Origin of the sequence: Virgibacillus senegalensis (assembly GCF_000821245.2) — a bacterium.
GTDB lineage: Bacteria > Bacillota > Bacilli > Bacillales > Amphibacillaceae > Sediminibacillus > Sediminibacillus senegalensis.
On sequence record NZ_LN611424.1, the window covers coordinates 55,854 to 78,190 of the forward strand.

The window sequence follows — 22,337 nt, forward strand, 5'->3', positions numbered from 1 at the left end:
TGGTGTCCCTGCAGTGTGCAAAAAGGTCCTGTTTTGTCCAACAAAGCCGTTCGGCTTTCCTTGCGTAAGCGTCGGTACTTATGTACCAGCTGTGGACGCACCTTTTACGAGCGACTGCAGATGGTGGATTTTTATCAACGGTGTACGAGTGCTTTGAAAACAACGGCATTAACCTATATGGCCTTTCATTCTTTTACCACCGCAGCCCGGTTGGCAGGAATGACCACCAACCGGTTACTCCGATTGTTTGATCAACAATAGCTAAAAACAAGAAAGGTTCTTCCTCGGGCAATAGCTATGGATGAGTTCAAAGAAGATGCAGGAGGAGAAAGGTTCCAAACCAATGTGGTGGACGTGGAGAATAGAGAGATTATTGACATCCTTCCCGATAGAGGAAATAAGCGAGACTCCTGCGGAAAAACGGGCGGCCGAGACCCACAGCGGGCTTTGCGAGGAGGCTCGGGTGTTCGTCCGCGGAAAGCGAGTTTATTTCCTCTGCGGTCTGAGTAAAATAGCTGTTTTTAGAATGAGCCTTTCGATAAAGAGAGGATGGAAGAAAAATCACACCACCACATTTGACAGAGAACCAGATAGGTGCATTCAATGATGACGATTTTCAGGCCAAAGCAGCTGGTTAGCAAACAAACGGAAGGAAATTCCTCCACTTGTCTCGCTGTTTGAAAAGCAGAGTAATACAATTCGTTAACTATTTCGTTACAAAGGTTTGTCACAGAGATAATCGGGGCATATAACAATTACTCACTGCTAGCATAAAAACAGCGATTTGGAGGATATATTATGAACATCTTACTAACATCCGGTGCAAGAAGAATAGATTTTATCGGCTTTTTTCAAGAAGCACTGAAAGAATCAGGAATCCTGGGAAACGTAATCGTTGCAGATCCAGACTATAATGCACCGTCGCTGCAGGTAGCGGATCGCTCCTACGTTATACCGCATCAGACAGAAGACAAATATACAGAAAAGATCCTGGAAATATGCCGGGAAAACGAAATAGAAATGTTGATTCCTTTAAACGATTGGGAAGTACCGAAATTAGCAGAGAATAAAGCTTCCTTTTGTGAGTTAGGGGTTAAATTATTCATTCCCGACTATGAAATAGTGAAAAAGGTAAGGGACAAAGGGAATTATCAACAACTGCTTGGAGAAATCGGATTAAAAGCGCCGAAGACTTATTTTACTATTGAGGAAGTCCAAGCCGGCATTAATAATGGTGAAAGCAATTTCCCATTTATTGTAAAACCGCGGAACGGCTCAGCGTCTATCGGCATTGAAATTGTCAATACGATGGAGGAGCTGAAATCAGCTTACCAATTGGCTGTCCATAAAATTGAGGAATCACCACTACGCTTTGACACAGAAGTTGAACCAGAAGACAATGTGATTGTCCAGGAAGTGATCGAAGGGGAAAAATTCAGCCTCGATATCGTAAATGACCTGGAAGGTAAATTTCTCACTTCGCTGGCCAGGAAACAGTTAGCTATGCGTGGGGGAGATGTCGATCGGACTATTACCAGTCAGGATCATGCCTTAGTGGAAATTGGCAAAAAAATCGGAGATCATTTTAAACACAATGGTTATTTGAACACCGATGTTTTTTATGATGGGAAAGATTATTATATTATCGACATCAACCCGCGTTTTGGTGGCGGCTATGCTTTTTCACACGCAGCTGGAGCCAATATTCCAGCAGCATTTATTGCTCTNGATAGGTGCATTCAATGATGACGATTTTCAGGCCAAAGCAGCTGGTTAGCAAACAAACGGAAGGAAATTCCTCCACTTGTCTCGCTGTTTGAAAAGCAGAGTAATACAATTCGTTAACTATTTCGTTACAAAGGTTTGTCACAGAGATAATCGGGGCATATAACAATTACTCACTGCTAGCATAAAAACAGCGATTTGGAGGATATATTATGAACATCTTACTAACATCCGGTGCAAGAAGAATAGATTTTATCGGCTTTTTTCAAGAAGCACTGAAAGAATCAGGAATCCTGGGAAACGTAATCGTTGCAGATCCAGACTATAATGCACCGTCGCTGCAGGTAGCGGATCGCTCCTACGTTATACCGCATCAGACAGAAGACAAATATACAGAAAAGATCCTGGAAATATGCCGGGAAAACGAAATAGAAATGTTGATTCCTTTAAACGATTGGGAAGTACCGAAATTAGCAGAGAATAAAGCTTCCTTTTGTGAGTTAGGGGTTAAATTATTCATTCCCGACTATGAAATAGTGAAAAAGGTAAGGGACAAAGGGAATTATCAACAACTGCTTGGAGAAATCGGATTAAAAGCGCCGAAGACTTATTTTACTATTGAGGAAGTCCAAGCCGGCATTAATAATGGTGAAAGCAATTTCCCATTTATTGTAAAACCGCGGAACGGCTCAGCGTCTATCGGCATTGAAATTGTCAATACGATGGAGGAGCTGAAATCAGCTTACCAATTGGCTGTCCATAAAATTGAGGAATCACCACTACGCTTTGACACAGAAGTTGAACCAGAAGACAATGTGATTGTCCAGGAAGTGATCGAAGGGGAAAAATTCAGCCTCGATATCGTAAATGACCTGGAAGGTAAATTTCTCACTTCGCTGGCCAGGAAACAGTTAGCTATGCGTGGGGGAGATGTCGATCGGACTATTACCAGTCAGGATCATGCCTTAGTGGAAATTGGCAAAAAAATCGGAGATCATTTTAAACACAATGGTTATTTGAACACCGATGTTTTTTATGATGGGAAAGATTATTATATTATCGACATCAACCCGCGTTTTGGTGGCGGCTATGCTTTTTCACACGCAGCTGGAGCCAATATTCCAGCAGCATTTATTGCTCTGGCGGCTGGGAAGCCAATCGATTTTGAATGGCTGACCTCCACGCCTGATATTGAATTGGCACGTTATGATTTGGTCACAAAAATAAATGAGGGAAAACTGAATAATCTAGCAGATTAATCATTTAGGAAAATCCGGCTTTTAAGAAGTCGGATTTTTTATGCTCTTCACCATACGTATGCATAACGGACAAGGGCATAAATCAAAAGATAGACAATTTTTATAAAATAAACAAACAAGAACAATACTTTTCTTGCCAAATCTATGATAAAATAATAGATGGAAACTGAAATGGCTATTAATGCGCAGCAGCTTCTCGCTGCAGCGCATTTTCTGTTTTTCCAATTCTAATGTTTCACGTGAAACATTGGAATGGTGGAGACCTATATAGCCAATGACCGTTTAGTAAAGGTGGTGTGTCTGACTATGTTACACCCATTCAGCCGTATATTTGGGCTAGGTGATAAATCAGACTCAGAAGTCCAAGAGGAATATCATCCGGATGAAGTAATCCAGATTCCTGTCAATCAAATAGAACCAAATCGCTATCAGCCGAGATCCATCTTCGCCCAGGAAAAAATTGAAGAATTAGCCCAAACAATACATACACATGGGATGATTCAGCCGATTGTTGTCCGAAAACTGGACAAGGATGAAGAAGGTTATGAGCTTATCGCGGGAGAAAGAAGATGGCGGGCTGTTCAATACTTACAATGGGAAAATGTTCCTGCCATCATTAGAGAGATGAATGATACAGAAACCGCTTCCGTTGCTTTAATAGAAAATCTGCAAAGAGAAGAGCTGACTGTAATTGAGGAAGCGATGGCTTATCAGCGTTTATTAGAACTGCATAGTCTTACTCAAGAAGCTCTGGCGCAACGTTTAGGAAAAAGCCAGTCGACAGTGGCGAACAAAATGCGTTTGTTGAAGTTACCGGAATCGGTTCAACAGGCGTTGCTTGAGAAACATATTACTGAAAGGCATGCTCGTGCCTTGATCGTGTTAAAGGATCCAGAAAAGCAGGAAAAAATCCTTGCAGAAATATTGGAAAAGGATTTAAATGTAAAGCAAACAGAAGAACGGATCGCCAAATTGTCTGCTGATAAACCGAAACAAAAAAGGGCAAAGCTGAAAGGCGTCAATAAAGATATGAGAATTGCCATGAATACGATCAGGCAGTCACTGACCATGGTATCGGATACTGGGATAGACCTGGAAACCGATGAAGAAGACCATGAAAACTATTATCAAATTACGATCAAAATTCCCAAAAAGAATAATAAAGGCTAGTCCCATCTTTGGTAAAAAGATGGGTGTTTTTTAGCACTCTGGACCTACCGGCAAGAAAAACGCACATGTCAGAGGTTTTCGGTCCTAATTTTTTCGGAAAGAAAAGGATTACAAATTGCTAACATTTTAAAAAACTATCCTTTTTTCGCATTCATAGAGTAAAATAAGTGATAAAATAAAAGAGTTAGAAGTTATAGAGTAGGTAGGTGACACCATGGGAAAAGTAATCGCCATTGCTAATCAAAAGGGTGGCGTAGGAAAAACTACATCAGCAGTAAATCTGAGTGCATGTCTCGCATACTTAAACCATAAAGTCCTGCTTGTAGATATCGATCCGCAAGGCAATGCGACAAGCGGCGTAGGAATAAATAAAGCAGATATGGAGCAGTGCATTTACAATGTGCTGGTGGAGGATTTAGAAGCTGAAAAAGTTTGTGTTCCTACAACCGTAGAAAACTTAGATATCATACCCGCGACCATACAACTTGCCGGCGCTGAAATAGAGCTGGTACCGACGATATCCAGGGAAGTACGATTGAAAAAAGCAATCGACAGTGTCAAGGATGGCTATGATTATGTCATTATCGACTGCCCGCCGTCCCTTGGATTATTGACGATTAACTCACTGACAGCAGCAGATACTGTATTGATTCCGGTTCAGTGCGAATATTACGCTCTGGAAGGATTAAGTCAACTGCTGAACACTATCAGACTTGTACAAAAACATTTGAATAAACAACTGATGATCGAAGGTGTGTTATTGACCATGCTTGATGCCAGAACCAATTTGGGCATCCAGGTTATAGACGAAGTCAAAAAATATTTTCAGGATAAGGTTTATCAATCGATTATTCCAAGAAATATCAGGCTTGGAGAAGCGCCCAGCCATGGACAACCGATTATCATTTATGATCCAAAATCTAGAGGCGCAGATGTTTATCTAGACTTAGCAAAGGAAGTGATCGCTAATGGCGAGAGGGTTGGGGAAAGGTATTAATGCTTTTTTTCCTGAGTTGGAGACAAAGGAAGAGGAATCTGTTCAGGAAATTTCCGTAAAAGAATGCAGGCCGAATCCGTATCAGCCAAGAAAAACATTCCACGCAGATGCGATTGAGGAATTAAAGGATTCTATCCTCGAGTATGGTATTCTCCAGCCGTTAATAGTAAGAAAAAGCATCAAGGGTTATGAAATTGTTGTCGGAGAAAGGCGTTTCCGGGCTGCAAAAGAAGCGGGCCTGAAGACGATTCCTGTTATCGTAAAAGAATTGACGGATGACAAAATGATGGAACTCGCCCTTTTGGAAAACCTGCAAAGGGAAGACTTGTCACCGATAGAAGAAGCTTCAGCCTACGCAAATTTGATGAAGGAACTGAATATTACCCAGGAAGAATTAGCGCGTCGACTTGGAAAAAGCCGGCCGCATATAGCTAACCTTGTTCGCTTATTAAGTCTTCCGGATCAGATCAGTGCACTGATTAATAACGGAGAGCTGACAATGGGTCATGGACGAGCCCTTCTAGGGTTGAAAGATAAACAAAAACTGAATCCGCTTGTCGATAAAATCCGGAAAGAAGGATTGAATGTGCGGCAGGTGGAACAATTGATCATACAGCTTAATGAAAAGTCACCACAGAAGAAGAAGGAAAAGCCGAAAAAAGATCTCTTCATTTCGGAGCGGGAAAGTCAACTGCGTGACCACCTTGGTACGGGAGTCACCATTCACCGCGGTAAACGAAAAGGAAAAATTGAAATCGAATTCTTCTCAAATGAAGATTTAGATCGAATTCTTGGCAAATTTCAATAGTGGTGCCAGAAAGGCCTGAGCCTGTAGGATATATATCCATACGGCCGGGCTTATTTTTATCCGGTTTAAAAACTGGCCATGTTTCACGTGAAACATGGTGATAACAAACAAGGTATGGAAAAGAGTGGAGTTGGACAAATGGTTTTGCTTGGAACTTTGGTTAACGTAATTTGTATTATTATCGGATCATTCATTGGTTTGTTTTTCGCAAACATTCCGGAACGATATAAAGAAACGGTCATGCATGGGATTGGCCTTGCAGTCATATTGATCGGCCTGCAAATGGCATTATCTACAGAAAATATAGTGGTTGTATTGTTAGGACTTTTAACAGGAGCCATTGCGGGAGAAGCTCTTCATTTGGAGACAAAACTGAATGATGCCGGCCACTGGATTGAAAGGAAGTTTGCGAAGAAAGCGACGGGAAAGGTGAGCGTAGCACAGGGTTTCATTACCGCATCGTTGATTTTTGTTATCGGAGCAATGTCCGTCATTGGTGCTTTGGATAGTGGCATCCGAGGAGACCACGGGGTATTGATCACCAAAGCGTTTATTGATGGATTTGTTGCATTGGTGCTAACCACGACACTGGGAGTGGGCGTAATTTTCTCCGTTTTGCCTGTTTTATTTTACGAAGGCGGAATTGCCCTGTTGGCAACGCAAATTGACAGTTGGTTCCCACAATCGTTTTTCGACGAATTTATTGTCGAAATGACAGCTGTTGGCGGTCTGATGATTGTTGCAATTGGTCTGAATTTGCTTAAACTGACCAAAATACGTGTCGCCAATCTGCTTCCGGCATTGGTGACAGTAGGCATCGTCTATTACCTGTATGGAGTGATAACAGGTTAAGGAGAAGTAAATAAGAATGGATACTTGCCTGTCGGTAAAAAAACGATAGATAGAGTGATAAACCGCCCTCAGTTGATCTGAGGGCGGTTTTTTATACGCCATAATTTGTTTCTATTTGATCCGATAAGGAACAGGTTGTTGCTTTGCAAGCTCTAAATCTAAATGATGAAGGGATTCGGTTATTTTTCTTGCCATTTGCATCACGATATTCAGTCTCGTGTTTTGCAAAACCAAAAACTCCATATAACCGCTAATATTGACGACCCCGGTCAAATGGATATCCCCTACATCAGGCAGTGGTTTTTTTAACGCAGCTCCTGGCTTTAACGGGCCAGGGGAGAGTATCACCGAGCCGATCGAGTCCATACGTCCCAGACAAGCATCGATGGCAATAAGAAAAGCGTCTGGATGCCGCGCTTCAATCATTTCCATTTTCTCTTCCAAATTTACGGCATGAATCGGATCGGAAAGTGTTCCATAAACCGAAAGCATTTTATTCGTTCTTTCATTCAGCAAAGTTCCTGTCAAAGGGCCTAACGAGTCACCGGTGGATCTGTCCGTGCCGATACAGACCACCACAATTTCTTTTGTGTGATAGGGGAGTAATGCTGCAAGGCCTTGCCGCATATTCTGGGAGAATAACACATCTTCATGATGGAATCGTGCTTCTCTTTTACCGGAAATTCTCTTTTTTAGATTCATAGCTGTTCCTCCAGAAACATATTGGTATAAGTATACGAATTTTTTAATACTTTTATACCTGCAAGTGCGTTACATAAAGGTCAGTAAAAAACCTGGCAACCATTGACCGGGTAAAAAGGTGGCAAAAATCAATATGTGGAAATCAGGTTTAAAATGGATGTTTTTAATAGTAGGCACCATGATCGGGGCCGGGTATGCATCAGGACGAGAGCTTTGGCAGTTTTTCGGCCATGAAAGTGGACTAGCCATCCTGTTATTTACCATCCTGTTTTCTATCAGCTGTTACGTCGTATTGCATATCAGTTACGAAAGCCGTTCGACTCATTACTTACCGGTTCTCCAAACAATCGTCGGAAAAAAATTGTCCTTTTTGTATGATGGCATGATCATTGTGTACTTGTTTACCACCACGGTCATTATGCTGGCAGGAAGTGGTGCTACCTGGCATGCTTTCCGCTTTCCGAACTGGTGGGGAATCCTTTTCATTGTCGTACCGCTGATAGCCGTATTTGTTTGGGATATTAAAGGCGTATTATCCTTGAATAGCTTCATTCTGCCATTGTTGATAACAGGTCTTTTAGCAACTTTGCTGATTTTTTCTTATCAGCACCAACTCTCGTTCATTCCTGACATTTCAAAACAAAGAAATTGGACGTCGGCATTCCCTTTCACAGCCCTGAATATTTTGCCGTTAATCGCCGTGCTCGGAGCGATTGGCAATGAAATGAAGGGCAGGGGTGAGATTTGGATTGCCAGCGTCGGGAGCGGTGTCGTGCTTGGTGTGATTTCCTATATCTATAACAATAGCCTTGTCCAAATATCCGATGAAGTGCTGCTCTATGAAATTCCGCTGTTCGCTATCCTCAAAAATTATCCCTATGTGATGTTTTTATTTATATCCGTTTTGCTCTGGCTGGCAATCTTTACAACTGCCGTTTCGGGAACACTCGGTCTGGTTACCAGATTGCGAGACAAGCTCCATTACCCGCTTTGGGTGCTTGCAACCATTGTTGTGCTACTAATGGTGCCATTGACCAAGATTGGCTTCTCTACCTTAATAGAATACTTATACCCACTATATGGGATCCTCAATCTCTACGTTTTGTCTTGTATCATCGTCTATCCAATTGTTAATCGGTACAAAATCGAATGAAAAATGGTAAAATGATTACTACCATCAATTTTGGAGGACAAAAATTGGAACAATTACAACAAGAGTGGGCTGGATGGGTGAAAAAGCTGATGGGTCCGGAATTTTGGATGCAAGTGGGATATGTCATTTTGCAAATCATGTTAATTCTGATTGTGTCTGTTGTTATCATCCGAATCGGTACCTCTTTGATTAACCGGTTATTCCGAAAGCGGGAGCGTGGACCGTTCCGCATCAGTGAGCGAAGGGAAAACACCTTGAAAAAGCTGGTGCAAAACACGTTAACGTATGTGGTCTATTTTACCGCCTTCCTCATGATTCTCGATGCCATGACAATCCCGATAGGGGCACTCCTGGCCGGTGCGGGAGTTGCTGGATTGGCGATTGGTTTTGGAACGCAAAATTTGGTGCGTGATGTGATTACCGGATTTTTTATCATTTTTGAAGATCAGTTTTCTGTCGGTGATTATATTCAAACTGCTGGAGTAGAAGGGACCGTTGAAGAAATAGGTTTGAGAACGACAAAGATTTTAAGCTGGACAGGAGAATTGAATATTGTTCCAAACGGAAGTATTGACCAGGTGACAAATTACTCCATCCACAACAGCATCGCCGTCGTGGATGTCAATATTCCTTATGAAGCGGACATTCCGACTGCGGAAAGAATCATCGAACAGCTGCTTCCGGAACTTCCGGCCAGGTACCCGGAGATGCTTGCGGAACCGGAGCTGTTGGGTGTGCAAACGTTGGAAACTTCGCATGTGGTCATCAGGGTCATAGCAGAAGTGGTGCCGATGGAACATTGGATGATTGCAAGAGCAATGAGAAAAGAAATCAAGGGCAGACTGGAAAAGAACGGCATCGATATTCCACTTCCGCGCATGGTGATGTACAGCCGGGACGAGAAACTATCTAATGAAAATCAAGGAAAAAGAGGGGAATAAACAATGGAAGGAAAAGACTATCAATTACATGACGTTGTACAAATGAAAAAACCTCATCCTTGTGGGGAAAACCGTTGGAAAATCATCCGGATGGGAATGGATATCCGGATAAAGTGTGAGGGATGCGGGCACAGCGTGTTAATTCCCAGAAAAAAATTCAATAGCAAAATGAAAAAAGTGCTGGAAAGACAGGAAGAAACGGAGTAATTTGTTTCACGTGAAACAAATGAATTTTCGACATTCTAATTCCAATTAATGCATAAACTGCAGCATTAATAAATAGAATCGTATCCATCCAAACACTTTGCGCTTTCCCACTGACGGCTCGGCAGGCTTTCTCTACACAGAAAATCCATCCTAAGCCGTGGGGAATGACGAGGTTCCAACAGGAAAGGCTCCAAAAAAGTGCAGAATTCATTAAATAGATACGCTGCACCGTTGAAAAACAGAATACCACCTGATAAAACTAGAAAAACAAGGGGAGATGCTTCCCTTGTTTTATTGTTTTGATAACTTGTCATTTCGTCCAACTCTATCTATAATTGGTATGACTGAAACGTTCATATGAGCGGTATCCTTAAGGAGTGGAAGTTTTTATGGCATTGACAGCAGGAATTGTCGGTTTGCCCAACGTAGGAAAATCTACGTTGTTTAATGCAATTACGCAAGCAGGGGCAGAATCGGCAAATTACCCATTTTGTACTATAGATCCAAACGTAGGTATAGTAGAAGTCCCCGACTACCGGTTAACGAAGCTAACAGAACTAGTGAAACCGAAAAAGACGATTCCGACGGCATTTGAATTTACGGATATTGCCGGAATTGTTAAAGGGGCAAGCAAAGGGGAAGGACTTGGAAACCAATTCTTGTCGCACATTCGACAAGTGGACGCTATTTGTCATGTTGTCCGCTGCTTCCAGGATGAAAACATTACCCATGTGTCCGGAACAGTAGACCCGATTTCTGATATCGAAACCATCAATCTTGAATTGATATTGGCAGATTTGGAAACCGTGACCAAGCGTCTGCAGCGTGTCGAAAAAATGGCTAGACAAAAGGACAAGGAAGCCGTTGCCGAGTTTGACGTATTAACCAAGTTGAAGGACGCTTTAGAAGAAGAAAAACCGGCGCGGGCAGTCGAGTTTTCTGAGGAGCAGCAAAAGCTTGTAAAAGGATTGCATTTATTGACAAGTAAGCCGATTCTTTACGTGGCAAATGTAGGCGAAGATGAACTGCTGGATGCTGAGGACAATGAAAATGTGAAGCTTGTCCGTGAGTTTGCTGCTACGGAAAATGCGGAAGTTATTGTGATCAGTGCCAAGGTAGAATCTGAAATTGCCGAGCTGGAAGGCGAGGAAAAGGAAATGTTCCTTGAAGAGCTTGGGATTGAAGAATCAGGGCTGGATCAATTGATCAAGGCAACCTATCAGCTGCTCGGCCTGGCTACCTATTTCACAGCGGGTGAACAGGAAGTACGTGCCTGGACTTTCACCAAGGGCATCAAAGCACCGCAGGCAGCAGGAATTATCCATACTGACTTTGAAAGAGGCTTTATCAGGGCTGAAACGGTTTCGTATGATGATTTGATGGAGGCTGGCTCCATGAATGCAGCGAAAGAAAAAGGGAAGGTTCGACTGGAAGGAAAAGACTATTTGGTGAAGGACGGAGATATCATCCATTTCCGTTTCAATGTGTAAGCAGGAAGTTCGTCATTTTTTAGGAAAAAGGTAAGTATCTCTAATCGGGGGAAGCCGAATTAGGGCACTTGCACAATACTAGAGACTTTGGTATAATTCAACATTGTGAGTAATTAACGATTATTACTCCTTGCTCCTTTGAACCAAAAGGGGCCGTTAAGTCCAAAAGGAGGTGCAAACGGATGAGAAACTATGAAATCATGTACATCGTCCGCCCAGATATCGAAGAGGAAGCGCAAACGGCATTGATCGAGCGTTTCAACAAGATTCTTACTGATAACGGTGCGGAAATCGATAAAGTTGATGAAAAAGGCAAGAAACGTCTTGCTTACGAAATCAACAACTATCGTGATGGATACTACGTGCTAATTAACTTTAAAGGCGACGAAAACGCCATTAATGAATTCGATCGTCAAGCGAAGTACTCTGATGACATTATCCGTCATATTGCTGTTCGCGAAGACGACCAATAAGGAGTGGTTCTGATGTTAAATCGTGTCGTACTTGTCGGCAGGTTGACGAAGGATCCAGACTTACGCTATACACCAAATGGAGTAGCAGTGGCTAATTTCACATTAGCTGTCAATCGACCTTTTTCTAACCAGTCAGGAAACAGAGAAGCTGATTTCATCAACTGTGTTGTATGGAGACGCGCCGCCGAGAACTTGGCCAACTTTATGAGTAAAGGAAGCCTTGTCGGTGTAGACGGACGTCTGCAGACGCGGAACTTTGAAGGTCAGGATGGAAAAAGGGTATTCGTCACCGAAGTAGTGGCCGATACTGTACAATTCCTGGAAACAAAAGGGTCTTCCCAAGGTGGGGGACAAGGTGCACCAGGTTACCAACCGAATCAGAACCAATCGAACAACAACGATTTTTCCAGACAAAATGAAGAGGACCCGTTCAGCAGTAACGGGGAACCGATCGATATATCAGATGATGATTTACCATTCTAAAGAGATTGAAAGTATAGGATACTTTTAAACTCATGACAAAAGGAGGTAATACCTATGGCAGCTCGTCGTGGTCGTGCAAAGCGTCGTAAGGTGTGTTACTTCACAGCTAACGGCATTACACACATTGACTATAAAGATGTTGATTTGCTAAGACGTTTCGTTTCTGAGCGTGGAAAAATTCTTCCTCGTCGTGTAACTGGAACTTCTGCAAAATATCAACGTAAATTGACTAAAGCAATCAAGCGTGCTCGTCAAATGGCTCTATTGCCATACGTGACCGAGTAATGCGAAAAGAAGGGTCCTATGGATTTAATCCATAGGGCTTTTTTATGCCAAAATGCCTCTGCTTTTCCTACGTTTCGCCTTCCTGCATCAAGCCCAGCTCGACGAATCTTTCCGACCTTCCTAGTAAACGGAAAAAAGACCATGATGAATCCCAGAGAAAGCTATAATTTAGCATATTCTATAAAATAGGTTTCTTAAGAAAGTAATGCCTCCAAAGGCGATATACCCGTGATATTCGTCCATACAAATAAGGTCCCCTTCCCATATCCTATCCATAAAGAAACATGGTATAGAAAAGGGGGATTTAGAATGGAAAAGGACAATCAGCAGCGTCAAGGACGTCAGCCTAGAAGAAACAGTCCATTAAGCCAAATGGAAGAATATTTTAAACATGCACAAAATAATGGATTGCTCAATTCCATCGATTCGCTGTTTCAGCAGCCATTGTTCAAGAAAACATCGATAGCGGTCGATCTTTATGAAACAACGGATGAGTGGGTGGTGGAGGCGGAAATCCCGGGGGTCAGCAAGGAAAATATTAAAATCGAACCGATGGGAGACCGTTTAAAAATTGCAGTAGTGGATGACCGGGAGACGGAAGAAACGAACGACGTCAACAATTATTATCGCAGGGAACGGATGGTTCAAGGTGTCGAACGTATTGTGCAGCTTCCCTATACGATCAAAAAGAATAAGACAAAAGCAGCTTACAGAAATGGTGTCCTTACCATCAGGGGACCTAAAGAAGCAAGAACAAGCAATCAAATCGATATTGATTAAGGAAAGAGCAAGCACTTCAACTGGGCGATTCCAATTGAAGTGCTTTTAACAAAATCATAGTTGTTCATGCAACTTTTTTGCAAGAAAATCTTACAGAGAAAATAACAAGAGCCCCAATGGATAAAGCGTTTACAAGGAAATGCTGTACCGGGGTGGGTCTCCTAATAAGTTGACGAAATATATTGACAATAGCAACAAATTTGCTATGATAAATAAAAATTCAAATTGTTACATAAATATGGTGATGAAGATAAGTTCATAAATCGGCAGACTTTTAGAGAGCTGGTGGTTGGTGAAAACCAGTACTGCTGTTTATCGAATAGCACTTCGGAATAGGCAAGCTGAAAACCGAGTAAGTTTGCCCGATTGATGCCCGTTACGCATGGAGCCAATGAAGACTGTTTTCATAACAGTGAAAAAGGGTGGTACCGCGTGAGTGATAACTTTTCGCCCCTTACTAAAAGTAGGGGGCGGGAAGTTTTTTTATTGGAAAAAATTCCTGCACTAGCTTGGACAAAAGAGAGGAGATAGAGTATGTTACCAGATCAACATTTATTAAGAATCCCAGGACCTAGTCCGATTCCACCAAGCGTAGAACGGGCAATGAACCGCCCGATGATTGGTCATCGTGGACAGGAAACAAAGGAATTACTTAAAGCAATCCGTCCAAGGCTGAAGCCAGTTTTTGGAACGGAACAGGATGTCCTGATCATCACCGGAAGCGGCACTTCCGGATTAGAGACAGCAGTGGTAAATACCGTCGAACCAGGCGACGAAGTGCTGGTGGTGGTCACCGGTGCATTTGGAGACCGGTTTGCTAAAATTTGTGAAGCCTATCAAATAAAGACCCATCGCTATGAAGTAGAATGGGGCAGTGCGGTTGACCCGGAAAATGTAAAACAATTTCTCGAAAGCCATCCAGGCATCAAGGCGGTTTTTGCCACCTATTGTGAAACCTCGACTGGCGTTCTCAATCCGATAAGCAAAATCGCGGAAGTCGTTCATGCTGTTTCTGACGCTCTAGTAATCGTTGACGGAGTGTCTTGTGTCGGAGGGGTACAAACCAAGATGGATGAGTGGGGGATTGATGTATTGGTCACTGGTTCTCAGAAGGCAATGATGTTGCCTGCCGGATTAACGTTTATTGCCGCCAGTGAGCGTGCCTGGCAGGTCATTGAATCCAATAAGCAATCCCGCTTTTATCTCGACTTGCGTAAATATAGGGATAATCTACAGAAAAATGCTACCCCGTTTACCCCTGGTCTTTCGCTCTTGTTTGGGTTGGATCAAGTACTTCATCTTTTGGAAGAAGAGGGGCTGGATAATGTCTACGCCAGACATCAACAAATGATGAAAATGACAAGGGCTGCGTTTCAGGCCCTTCATATACCGCTATTAACAAGCGAGGAGGCAGCTTCGCCGACTGTGACAGCTGTGAAGCCGGAAGATTTTGCGGCAGAGGAATTGCGAAAGGCTGTAAAACAGCATTTTAATCTGTCGGTTGCAGGCGGGCAGCAGCATTTGCAAGGGAAAATCTTCCGAATCGGCCATATGGGCTATTGCTCGCCGGCTGATGTCCTGCAAATTATCGGGGTGATGGAAATCGGCCTCCAGCAGATTGGCAAAGATATCGAGCTTGGAGCGGGGACAAAGGCCGCACAGAAGGTGTACCTGGAGACAGGTCGGTAGACGTAACAGGCACATGCACACAACATTAAAACGGTACAGGAGGTTTAAGGATGGCATTTCATGTTTTAATCAGTGATCCATTAAGTGATGAAGGTATACAGCCATTGAGAGAGGCGGAAAACATTGAGGTGACAGTCAACACGGACCTTTCTGCTGATGCTTTGGCCGAACAAATAAGCGGCTATGATGCTCTCTTGGTAAGAAGCCAGACGCAAGTGACGAGGGAGATCATAAGGAAGGCGAAGAATCTGAAAATAATCGGACGCGCCGGCGTCGGAGTCGACAATATTGATTTGGATGCTGCCACGGAACACGGCATTATTGTAGTCAATGCCCCGGATGGAAACACGAACTCTGCAGCAGAGCATACCATTGCCATGCTTATGTCGTTGGCCCGCAATATTCCCCAGGCGTATCATGCGTTAAAGCATAAACAGTGGGATCGCAAGAAGTATGTCGGTGTCGAGTTGAAAAACAAGACACTCGGCATTGTCGGGCTTGGAAGAATCGGAGCGGAAGTAGCGGCCCGTGCGAAAGGACAGCGGATGAACATCATGGCCTATGATCCGTTCCTGACGCCGGAAAAGGCAGAAAAAATGGGAATCGGATATGGAACGCTGTCCGAAGTGCTGCAAGCTGCCGATTTTATTACCGTCCATACCCCGCTTCTCAAGGAAACGAGGCATCTCATCAATCAGGATGCGTTCCAGCAAATGAAAACCGGTGTCCAAATTATCAACTGTGCACGGGGCGGCATCATCGATGAAGAAGCGTTGTATGAAGCAATCAAGGACGGAAAAGTGGCAGGAGCGGCGCTTGATGTATTTGAAAAGGAACCGATACATGACCATAAGCTTCTCGAACTACCGCAGGTCATCGCTACCCCTCATCTCGGAGCAAGTACCGTGGAGGCGCAGGAAAACGTGGCCATCGACGTCAGCCGCGATGTCGTGCAGTTTTTGAATGGCGGCTTAGCCAGAAATCCGGTCAATTTGCCGTCGGTGCCAAAAGAGATTATGAATAAAATTGCCCCATATTTCAACCTATCGGAAAAGCTTGGTGTATTTCTGACCGATTTAACACAAGAAGTGATCGAAGAGGTTCATTTATACTATTCCGGCGAATTGACCGAAGTCGAAGTGGCACCGCTGACGCGAAATACCGTGAAAGGTTTACTGAAAAGACATTTAGGTGACCACGTCAACGATGTCAACGCAACCTACTTTGCGGAACGCAAGGGAATTATAGTGAATGAGCATAAAACCTCTTCGACGAAAGGATTTACCAATCTATTGACAGTAGAGGTAACGACTAAATCGGGAACACGCAAGGTATCCGGAACATTGCTGAACGGACTTGGTGCCAGGATTGTCAAAGTCGACAATTACAGTGTCGATGTGATTCCAGCCGGCCATATGGTCGTGATCCATCACAAAGACCAGCCAGGCGCAATCGGCAGAGTGGGGAGCCTGTTGGCAGAGCAGAATATCAATATTGCCACCATGCAGGTGGGACGGTCTAACGTCGGCGGGGATGCCATCATGATGCTTACCATCGACAAACATCTCGAAACAGAAGGACTGAATCAGTTAACCGGGCTCACGGATATTTATGATGTGACCGCCATCGATTTATAAAAAAACAGGCGCAAAAGCAGTCTACCTGCCTTGCGCCTGTTTTTTAATGCGTCGTCTAAAGTTTGGCCAAAACATCATGGAGCTCGTCCAGGTGCGTAATTTCGTAGTCCGGTGTTACATCATCGGCTGTTTTTTCAAGCCGGTTAACCCAAACAGATGTAATACCGGCACGGGAGGCACCGAGGATATCGGTCCGTAGGTTATCGCCGACCATTATCACCTCGTGTTTATCGAGGGACAGCAGTCCCAGTGCATGTTCGAAAATCGCAGGATCTGGTTTTCCGCTTCCGAATTGTCCGGAAATGACGATATGCTCAAAGTATGGAGCGATTTCCGGAGTAAGCTCCAGTTTGGACTGTTGTAGATCCGGTGAGCCATTGGTGAGCAGCAATAATTGATACTTCCCTTTCAATTCGTCCAGTACCCGAAAGGTTTCTTCATAGGTGAATGGGTTGCTTTTTCGCTCCCTCGGGAACTGTTCAGCCAATTGTGCACCTAACTGGGGGTCATCGATTCCGGACACTTTCAAGCCCTTTGTCCATGCTTGCCGCCGGTATTCCGGCATCAATTGATTCATTTTCTTGAAATTTTCTTCTTCCTCAGGAAACACTCCCCATAATCCTTCAAACGGATTGATACCGATTGTTTTGGTGAAAGCATATGTTTCGTAGCTTGCGTAAAGCTCACTTGCCTGCTGGCGCACGTTTTTTTCCAGCACGTCGGGATCGATTCCGTATTTTTCTGTAGCCGTACGGCAGGTCGCTTTGAATGCTTCCTCCACACTTTTCTTATCCCAAAGCAAGGTATCATCCAAATCAAACATGATCGCTTTCATCATCCCTCATCCCCCTGTAATCTTTTTTATGTTTTTATTCAAACCTTGTTGTGTTTTCAAGTTTTTACACATTAGATAAAAACTGCGACATAATGAGAATTCATTGAGTGGGTACTCCCTACTCCGGCGCTGCGGAAAAACACTCGCTTTCCGTGGGGAACGCTTCAGCCTCCTCGCTGGAAAAACACCAGCTGTGGGGTCTTCAGACTGTTCCTTTCCCACAGGAGTCTCGCATTTTTCCGCAGCTAGGTATAGGTTTTTAAATAGGAAGAGAGGATTCCAAAACCATTCTATTAGAGAATATCACTTTTCAACAAAACTCTTAACAGCAAGGCACAACAAATAGGTATAAATTGAATTTATCACTGTCGAATTATTCCTTGTGAGTTCCCGTGGTTATAATCAAGAATCTGTTCATAGCGGAGGAAATGCCTTCGCTTTCCGCGGGCGGCTGGTGAGCTTCCTCGAGCTAAAGCTCTGCGGAATCTCACCGAGGCCTTTTCTCCCGCAGGACAAGGAAAGCTGCGGTAGCGAGACATCGCACGAAGGAAATCGATTTTTACTTTCGAGGAGTCTTCGGATATTTCCTCTGCTATAGTTTATGTATTGTATGCGATTAAACTTTCGAAAGCCTGTTATTTACGTTTTGCTTCCGTTTAAATTTCCCTAAATAACCAGAGTAGGATAATAAGGACTGATGAACCAGCGTAAGCAGCATACGGAGACTCCAGCGGGAACAGCACGTGTCCGAATATCCCGCAAGAAGCGGGGTATGCTTCTGAGGAAGCTGTGGCCGTGCCCGCGGAAAGCGAAGTATGCTGCCGGAGCGGTTGGTTAGCATGATATTTCAATCGGAAGAAAGGGAGTAAAATTCAACTACCATTCGTTCGCCGTTTATGAAAACAGTCTTTATTTAAAAAAAGCTTACAGGGAATATGGACGGAAGTAAACTAGTAGCCGGAAAAAGAAATAATAAGCCTATCTTCAGACTTAGCGAAGAGACAGTTTGATTTGTAAAAACCCCCATTTTTCGTTTATAATCGGTTAGTAGATTTAGGAAGCAAACGGTGTTTTCCTGCGCATGAAGCGGAAAACAAATCCGTTCGTGATAAGGCAGAAAAGCACAGCGCTTCAGCTGTGCTTTTTCTTACAGCAGGCGGGCATCGGTTAGCGCTCCTCCCTCTGTACAGCCGTGTTATCATGGAAGAATAACTGAATTAGAATAAGAGGTGCCGTCATGACATCGCAAAACGTCATAAAAGAGGGAGCTATTGTAGCTGTCCTTTATTTACTATTAATGTTCCTTACTTTATTCGTACCAATTATCGAAGTTGTTACCTTGTTTTTATTGCCGGTACCTTTGATGGTGTTTGCAGCAAGGTATGGCTGGAAACGGGCTGCCGTTTTATTTGGACTTCTTGCACTTGCTTCGTTTTTGTTTTTGACTTACTTTTCCTTGCCGCTTGTATTATTGACAGGAATCGGTGGATTGATGACCGGGATTGCCATTCATCAGCGGCTTACAGCCTATGAAACATGGGCGAGGGGAACCGTCGGTTTTGTGATCGGTCTCTTGCTCACCTTTCTGGCGGTGCAAGGCTTGTTCCAAATCAATATCGTTCAGGAAATAAACCAGGCAATCCAAGATTCCGTCGCCCAGAGTCAAAAGATGCTCGAAGATTTCGGTATGGCATTCGAACAAGAAGAGGTGGATGTTTTACTGGAACAAATGCGACAAATCGTCAATCTGCTGCCGGTGATTTTAGTCGTGATCGCTCTGGTGCTTGGATTGGTCAGCCAATGGATCGGTTATAAGGTTATCGGCTGGCTCGACAAAACAACGCTGCGTTTTCCGCCATTTAGACAATTCCGGCTGCCAGTCGGGCTGGTTTGGATCTATTTTGCCGCTTTGATTGTCACTTGGGCGAGCGGTGATCCGGACAGTATCTGGCATATAGGGGCTGTCAACGTCACCAACTTAGCCGGACTACTCGTCGCTTTGCAGGGATTGTCCTTTCTTTTCTTTTATGTTCACCATAAGGGGATATCGGTGGCAGTGCCAATTATTGCTATCGTATTAACAGTTCTTTTTCCTTTTATAGGACTGTATCTTCTGCGAATCTTAGGTATAATTGATTTAGGGTTCTCTTTAAGGAACCGCATCAACTTTGATAAAAAATAAGCTCAGAAAAGGGTTTAGGAGCTGACTTTCATGCCAGAATTATTTCGAAAGCCGACATTAAGCAGTCATTTATGGCTTCTTTACATTTTGTCCCTGGTTTTTTTAGGGTTGCTTTGGTATTACCAATGGATGCTCGGCTTGATTATGACAGTATTCTTAGCTGCTTCGCTGTACTACAGTTACAGGCAGGAGCAGATGTTGATCAACGAAACAGAAGAATATATCTCGACGCTTTCCTACCGGGTCAAGAAGGTAGGGGAAGAAGCCCTTCTCGAGATGCCGATCGGTATTGTATTATATAGTGAAGATTTCACCATCGAATGGACCAATCCTTACATGAACAAGCTGAAGGAGGAAGATTCCCTCGTTGGGAAGTCCTTGAACGAACTTTCTGAAGACCTCATCTTGAAGGTGAAAGAAGACAATAACGAAATCTGGCTGTCTTTGGGCGATTACAAGTTTCAAGTAATGATCAAAAAAGAAGAGCGACTGCTTTACTTCTTCGATCGAACGAGACAAACCGAAATTCAAAACCTTTATCATAATGAACAATCGGTACTGGGTATAATCTTTTTGGATAACTATGAAGAAATCACCCAGGCAATGGATGACACCGCCAAAAGCCAAATCAATTCAAAAGTGACCTCGATTTTGAACGAGTGGTCGAATGAATATGGGATATATTTGAAAAGAATTTCTCAAGAACGCTTTTTAGCGGTGATGAATCAGCAAATCCTCAACCAATTGGAAAAAACGAAATTCGAGATATTGGATGAGGTTCGGGAGTTGATTTCCGATAAAAACGTTCCACTGACATTGAGCATCGGGATTGGGCTTGGCGGGGTATCCCTGCCGGCGCTAGGCGAATTGGCCCAATCGAGTCTTGATTTGGCCCTTGGGCGTGGCGGTGACCAGGTAACGATCAAAGATGATAGTGGAAAGGTCCGCTTTTATGGCGGGAAGACCAATCCGATGGAGAAACGGACCAGAGTCCGTGCACGGGTCATTTCCCACGCAATGACGGAACTGGTCAGAGAAAGCGACAAAGTACTGATTATGGGGCACAAGGCTCCTGATATGGACTCAATCGGAGCTGCCATCGGAATCCTGAAAATCGCCCAGGCGAGTGACGTAGATGGCCGTATCATTATGGACCCGGAGGATATCAGTACTGGGGTCCAGCGGATGGTCGAGGAAATCAATGGAAACGAAGAACTCCGTTCCTATTTTATCGATCCGGATACCGCTATGGATATCGTGACAAAAAACACACTGCTAGTCATCGTCGATACGCACAAACCATCAATGGTCGCAGAAGAAAAACTGCTTAGCAAGACACAGCATGTCGTCGTCATCGACCACCACCGACGGGCGGAAGAATTCATTAATCATCCGACACTGGTTTACATGGAGCCGTATGCTTCTTCGACGGCAGAGTTAGTGACGGAATTGCTGGAATACCAGCCGAAAAACCTGAAGCTGAGTATGCTTGAATCCACGGCGCTGTTGGCCGGAATCATCGTCGATACGAAAAGCTTTACCTTAAGGACGGGATCCCGAACGTTTGATGCGGCATCTTACTTGAGATCAAAGGGAGCCGATACCGTATTGGTCCAGAAATTCATGAAAGAGGACCTGGACATTTACGTCAAGCGCAGCCGTTTAATCGAGCATACCGAAATATACCGTAATGGAATTGCCATCTCTACTGGAGATCCCGGTGAAACCTTTGGCCCGGTTGTGATTGCGCAGGCAGCAGATACGCTGCTGACAATGAGCGGGATTGTCGCTTCCTTTGTCATTTCGGAGCGGGAGGATAACCGGATTGGAATCAGCGCAAGATCGCTTGGCGACGTCAACGTCCAGGTAATCATGGAGAGGATGAATGGTGGCGGCCACCTCACCAATGCGGCAACACAGTTGGATGACTCCTCTGTAGAGGATGCAACGGCACAATTGAAAGCAATCATTGATGAGTATTATGAAGGGGGAGACGAAGAATGAAAGTAATTTTCTTGAAAGATGTGAAAGGAAAAGGCAAAGAAGGCGAAGTAAAGAACGTTTCGGACGGTTATGCCCGTAACTATTTGTTGAAAAATAATGTGGCAGTCGAGGCGACCCCGGGTAATATGAAAGCTCTTGAAGCGAAAAAGAACAAAGAGAAACAAAAAGAGCAGAATGAAGTAGAGGAAGCAAAACAATTAAAAGCAAAGCTGGAAAATTTAACGGTAGAGTTGACAGCAAAATCAGGAGAAGGCGGCCGTTTATTCGGCTCGATCACCAGTAAGCAAATTGCCGAAGAGCTGAAAAAGAGCCATCAGATCAAAATCGACAAGCGGAAAATCGAATTGGACGAACCAATCCGCGCGCTTGGTTATACCAATGTACCGGTCAAAGTACATCCGGAAGTTTCAGGTACTGTCAAAGTACACGTCAAAGAAGCATAAAAACCGTTTGTCGCATCGAATCAATCACACCATGGGTAGCCATCAAAGAAGGGGCTGTCAGCCGGAGAGGGCGGCGGCTCGCTTCCTTTTCCATTTAAAGGAGGAAAAGATGCTGTATGAATGAACAATGGACAGATCGGACACCGCCGCACAATATTGAAGCTGAACAAGCCGTTCTTGGGGCGGTTTTTTTAGAACCGGAGGCATTATCACGGGCCGCGG

The 22,337-nt window shown here is 43.9% G+C and carries 23 protein-coding genes, 1 pseudogene and 1 other annotated feature; of the genes and pseudogenes, 22 read left to right on the plus strand and 2 right to left on the minus strand.

Translation table 11 applies throughout. The features are described 5' to 3' along the window. Positions 1–21: 21 nt before the first annotated feature. The 8 genes and pseudogenes from BN1067_RS20675 to BN1067_RS04660 all read left to right on the plus strand — a co-directional run. Positions 22–393 (plus strand): annotated as a pseudogene (locus BN1067_RS20675) (ISL3 family transposase); the annotation flags it as partial. Continuing rightward, positions 302–607: a hypothetical protein gene (locus BN1067_RS04630; RefSeq protein WP_199868467.1), complete on the plus strand. Its 306-nt coding sequence runs from the start codon at positions 302–304 to the stop codon at positions 605–607. The pseudogene BN1067_RS20675 and the gene BN1067_RS04630, both read left to right, overlap by 92 nt. A 191-nt stretch (positions 608–798) precedes the next feature. Further along, complete coding sequence (locus BN1067_RS04635) at positions 799–1,746, plus strand: ATP-grasp domain-containing protein (RefSeq protein ID WP_053217723.1); 948 nt, start codon at positions 799–801, stop codon at positions 1,744–1,746. A gap of 191 nt (positions 1,747–1,937) precedes the next feature. Beyond that, a complete protein-coding gene (locus BN1067_RS04640) occupies positions 1,938–2,984 on the plus strand; it encodes an ATP-grasp domain-containing protein (RefSeq protein ID WP_053217724.1) in 1,047 nt (348 codons plus the stop codon). Between the two features lie 306 nt (positions 2,985–3,290). After that, the gene (gene noc / locus BN1067_RS04645) at positions 3,291–4,154 is read left to right on the plus strand and encodes a nucleoid occlusion protein (protein ID WP_053217725.1); all 864 of its coding nucleotides are present in this window, start codon (positions 3,291–3,293) and stop codon (positions 4,152–4,154) included. 214 nt (positions 4,155–4,368) lie between these two features. Next, complete coding sequence (locus BN1067_RS04650) at positions 4,369–5,151, plus strand: ParA family protein (RefSeq protein ID WP_053217726.1); 783 nt, start codon at positions 4,369–4,371, stop codon at positions 5,149–5,151. Then, entirely contained in the window at positions 5,123–5,959 is an 837-nt protein-coding gene (locus BN1067_RS04655; protein ID WP_053217727.1) for a ParB/RepB/Spo0J family partition protein, read from the plus strand. Before BN1067_RS04650 ends, BN1067_RS04655 begins: the two co-directional genes overlap by 29 nt. Positions 5,960–6,097: 138 nt before the next feature. Next, positions 6,098–6,811, plus strand: a complete 714-nt coding sequence (locus BN1067_RS04660; RefSeq protein WP_053217728.1) for a DUF554 domain-containing protein — start codon at positions 6,098–6,100, stop codon at positions 6,809–6,811. A 111-nt stretch (positions 6,812–6,922) separates the two neighbouring features. On the opposite strand, the gene yyaC is transcribed toward BN1067_RS04660, so the two are convergent. Next, the gene (gene yyaC / locus BN1067_RS04665; protein WP_053217729.1) at positions 6,923–7,513 is read right to left on the minus strand and encodes a spore protease YyaC; all 591 of its coding nucleotides are present in this window, start codon (positions 7,511–7,513) and stop codon (positions 6,923–6,925) included. Between the two features lie 133 nt (positions 7,514–7,646). On the opposite strand from yyaC, the gene BN1067_RS04670 reads away from it, so the two are divergent. The 10 genes from BN1067_RS04670 (at position 7,647) to serA (ending at position 16,651) form a co-directional block, all read left to right on the plus strand. Beyond that, positions 7,647–8,666 (plus strand): YkvI family membrane protein, encoded by a 1,020-nt coding sequence (locus BN1067_RS04670; RefSeq protein ID WP_053217730.1) that lies wholly within the window; start codon positions 7,647–7,649, stop codon positions 8,664–8,666. Positions 8,667–8,710: 44 nt separating this feature from the next. Continuing rightward, positions 8,711–9,607 carry a mechanosensitive ion channel family protein gene (locus BN1067_RS04675; RefSeq protein WP_234400629.1) on the plus strand — a complete coding sequence of 299 codons (897 nt, stop codon included), beginning with the start codon at positions 8,711–8,713 and terminating at the stop codon, positions 9,605–9,607. Positions 9,608–9,610: 3 nt separating this feature from the next. Continuing rightward, positions 9,611–9,814 (plus strand): DUF951 domain-containing protein, encoded by a 204-nt coding sequence (locus BN1067_RS04680; RefSeq protein WP_053217731.1) that lies wholly within the window; start codon positions 9,611–9,613, stop codon positions 9,812–9,814. 389 nt (positions 9,815–10,203) lie between these two features. After that, entirely contained in the window at positions 10,204–11,304 is a 1,101-nt protein-coding gene (gene ychF / locus BN1067_RS04685; protein WP_053217732.1) for a redox-regulated ATPase YchF, read from the plus strand. A 182-nt stretch (positions 11,305–11,486) separates the two neighbouring features. After that, complete coding sequence (gene rpsF / locus BN1067_RS04690; protein ID WP_053217733.1) at positions 11,487–11,777, plus strand: 30S ribosomal protein S6; 291 nt, start codon at positions 11,487–11,489, stop codon at positions 11,775–11,777. Between the two features lie 12 nt (positions 11,778–11,789). Beyond that, a complete protein-coding gene (gene ssb, locus BN1067_RS04695) occupies positions 11,790–12,260 on the plus strand; it encodes a single-stranded DNA-binding protein (protein WP_053217734.1) in 471 nt (156 codons plus the stop codon). 54 nt (positions 12,261–12,314) lie between these two features. Then, complete coding sequence (rpsR, locus tag BN1067_RS04700; protein ID WP_026568902.1) at positions 12,315–12,545, plus strand: 30S ribosomal protein S18; 231 nt, start codon at positions 12,315–12,317, stop codon at positions 12,543–12,545. A 309-nt stretch (positions 12,546–12,854) separates the two neighbouring features. Further along, positions 12,855–13,325 carry an Hsp20/alpha crystallin family protein gene (locus tag BN1067_RS04705; RefSeq protein ID WP_053217735.1) on the plus strand — a complete coding sequence of 157 codons (471 nt, stop codon included), beginning with the start codon at positions 12,855–12,857 and terminating at the stop codon, positions 13,323–13,325. A gap of 232 nt (positions 13,326–13,557) precedes the next feature. Then, positions 13,558–13,783: a binding site (T-box leader), on the plus strand. 76 nt (positions 13,784–13,859) lie between these two features. Next, a complete protein-coding gene (locus tag BN1067_RS04710; protein ID WP_053217736.1) occupies positions 13,860–15,014 on the plus strand; it encodes a pyridoxal-phosphate-dependent aminotransferase family protein in 1,155 nt (384 codons plus the stop codon). Between the two features lie 50 nt (positions 15,015–15,064). Then, positions 15,065–16,651, plus strand: coding sequence for a phosphoglycerate dehydrogenase (serA, locus tag BN1067_RS04715; protein ID WP_053217737.1), 1,587 nt, complete (start codon positions 15,065–15,067; stop codon positions 16,649–16,651). Between the two features lie 55 nt (positions 16,652–16,706). On the opposite strand, the gene BN1067_RS04720 is transcribed toward serA, so the two are convergent. Beyond that, positions 16,707–17,489 carry an HAD family hydrolase gene (locus BN1067_RS04720; RefSeq protein WP_053217738.1) on the minus strand — a complete coding sequence of 261 codons (783 nt, stop codon included), beginning with the start codon at positions 17,487–17,489 and terminating at the stop codon, positions 16,707–16,709. 1,234 nt (positions 17,490–18,723) lie between these two features. Here BN1067_RS04720 and BN1067_RS04725 point away from each other — a divergent pair. The 4 genes from BN1067_RS04725 to BN1067_RS20485 all read left to right on the plus strand — a co-directional run. After that, positions 18,724–19,668 (plus strand): YybS family protein, encoded by a 945-nt coding sequence (locus BN1067_RS04725; protein ID WP_053217739.1) that lies wholly within the window; start codon positions 18,724–18,726, stop codon positions 19,666–19,668. A 30-nt stretch (positions 19,669–19,698) separates the two neighbouring features. After that, positions 19,699–21,672, plus strand: coding sequence for a DHH family phosphoesterase (locus BN1067_RS04730; RefSeq protein WP_053217740.1), 1,974 nt, complete (start codon positions 19,699–19,701; stop codon positions 21,670–21,672). After that, on the plus strand, positions 21,669–22,115 hold the full coding sequence (gene rplI, locus BN1067_RS04735) for a 50S ribosomal protein L9 (protein WP_053217741.1): 447 nt from the start codon (positions 21,669–21,671) through the stop codon (positions 22,113–22,115). The genes BN1067_RS04730 and rplI overlap by 4 nt, the downstream gene beginning before the upstream one ends. Positions 22,116–22,231: 116 nt before the next feature. After that, the coding region (locus BN1067_RS20485; protein WP_324777884.1) for a DnaB-like helicase N-terminal domain-containing protein at positions 22,232–22,337 on the plus strand (106 nt) is incomplete at its 3' end.

Excerpts from the sequence above, each read along its gene's own strand:
- BN1067_RS04630 (WP_199868467.1), top strand. The coding sequence starts at position 302 with ATGAGTTCAAAGAAGATGCAGGAGGAGAAAGGTTCCAAACCAATGTGG.
- BN1067_RS04640 (WP_053217724.1), top strand. The coding sequence starts at position 1,938 with ATGAACATCTTACTAACATCCGGTGCAAGAAGAATAGATTTTATCGGC.
- noc (WP_053217725.1), top strand. The coding sequence starts at position 3,291 with ATGTTACACCCATTCAGCCGTATATTTGGGCTAGGTGATAAATCAGAC.
- BN1067_RS04650 (WP_053217726.1), top strand. The coding sequence starts at position 4,369 with ATGGGAAAAGTAATCGCCATTGCTAATCAAAAGGGTGGCGTAGGAAAA.
- BN1067_RS04655 (WP_053217727.1), top strand. The coding sequence starts at position 5,123 with ATGGCGAGAGGGTTGGGGAAAGGTATTAATGCTTTTTTTCCTGAGTTG.
- BN1067_RS04660 (WP_053217728.1), top strand. The coding sequence starts at position 6,098 with ATGGTTTTGCTTGGAACTTTGGTTAACGTAATTTGTATTATTATCGGA.
- yyaC (WP_053217729.1), bottom strand. The coding sequence starts at position 7,513 with ATGAATCTAAAAAAGAGAATTTCCGGTAAAAGAGAAGCACGATTCCAT.
- BN1067_RS04670 (WP_053217730.1), top strand. The coding sequence starts at position 7,647 with ATGTGGAAATCAGGTTTAAAATGGATGTTTTTAATAGTAGGCACCATG.
- BN1067_RS04680 (WP_053217731.1), top strand. The coding sequence starts at position 9,611 with ATGGAAGGAAAAGACTATCAATTACATGACGTTGTACAAATGAAAAAA.
- ychF (WP_053217732.1), top strand. The coding sequence starts at position 10,204 with ATGGCATTGACAGCAGGAATTGTCGGTTTGCCCAACGTAGGAAAATCT.
- rpsF (WP_053217733.1), top strand. The coding sequence starts at position 11,487 with ATGAGAAACTATGAAATCATGTACATCGTCCGCCCAGATATCGAAGAG.
- ssb (WP_053217734.1), top strand. The coding sequence starts at position 11,790 with ATGTTAAATCGTGTCGTACTTGTCGGCAGGTTGACGAAGGATCCAGAC.
- rpsR (WP_026568902.1), top strand. The coding sequence starts at position 12,315 with ATGGCAGCTCGTCGTGGTCGTGCAAAGCGTCGTAAGGTGTGTTACTTC.
- BN1067_RS04705 (WP_053217735.1), top strand. The coding sequence starts at position 12,855 with ATGGAAAAGGACAATCAGCAGCGTCAAGGACGTCAGCCTAGAAGAAAC.
- BN1067_RS04710 (WP_053217736.1), top strand. The coding sequence starts at position 13,860 with ATGTTACCAGATCAACATTTATTAAGAATCCCAGGACCTAGTCCGATT.
- serA (WP_053217737.1), top strand. The coding sequence starts at position 15,065 with ATGGCATTTCATGTTTTAATCAGTGATCCATTAAGTGATGAAGGTATA.
- BN1067_RS04720 (WP_053217738.1), bottom strand. The coding sequence starts at position 17,489 with ATGATGAAAGCGATCATGTTTGATTTGGATGATACCTTGCTTTGGGAT.
- BN1067_RS04725 (WP_053217739.1), top strand. The coding sequence starts at position 18,724 with ATGACATCGCAAAACGTCATAAAAGAGGGAGCTATTGTAGCTGTCCTT.
- BN1067_RS04730 (WP_053217740.1), top strand. The coding sequence starts at position 19,699 with ATGCCAGAATTATTTCGAAAGCCGACATTAAGCAGTCATTTATGGCTT.
- rplI (WP_053217741.1), top strand. The coding sequence starts at position 21,669 with ATGAAAGTAATTTTCTTGAAAGATGTGAAAGGAAAAGGCAAAGAAGGC.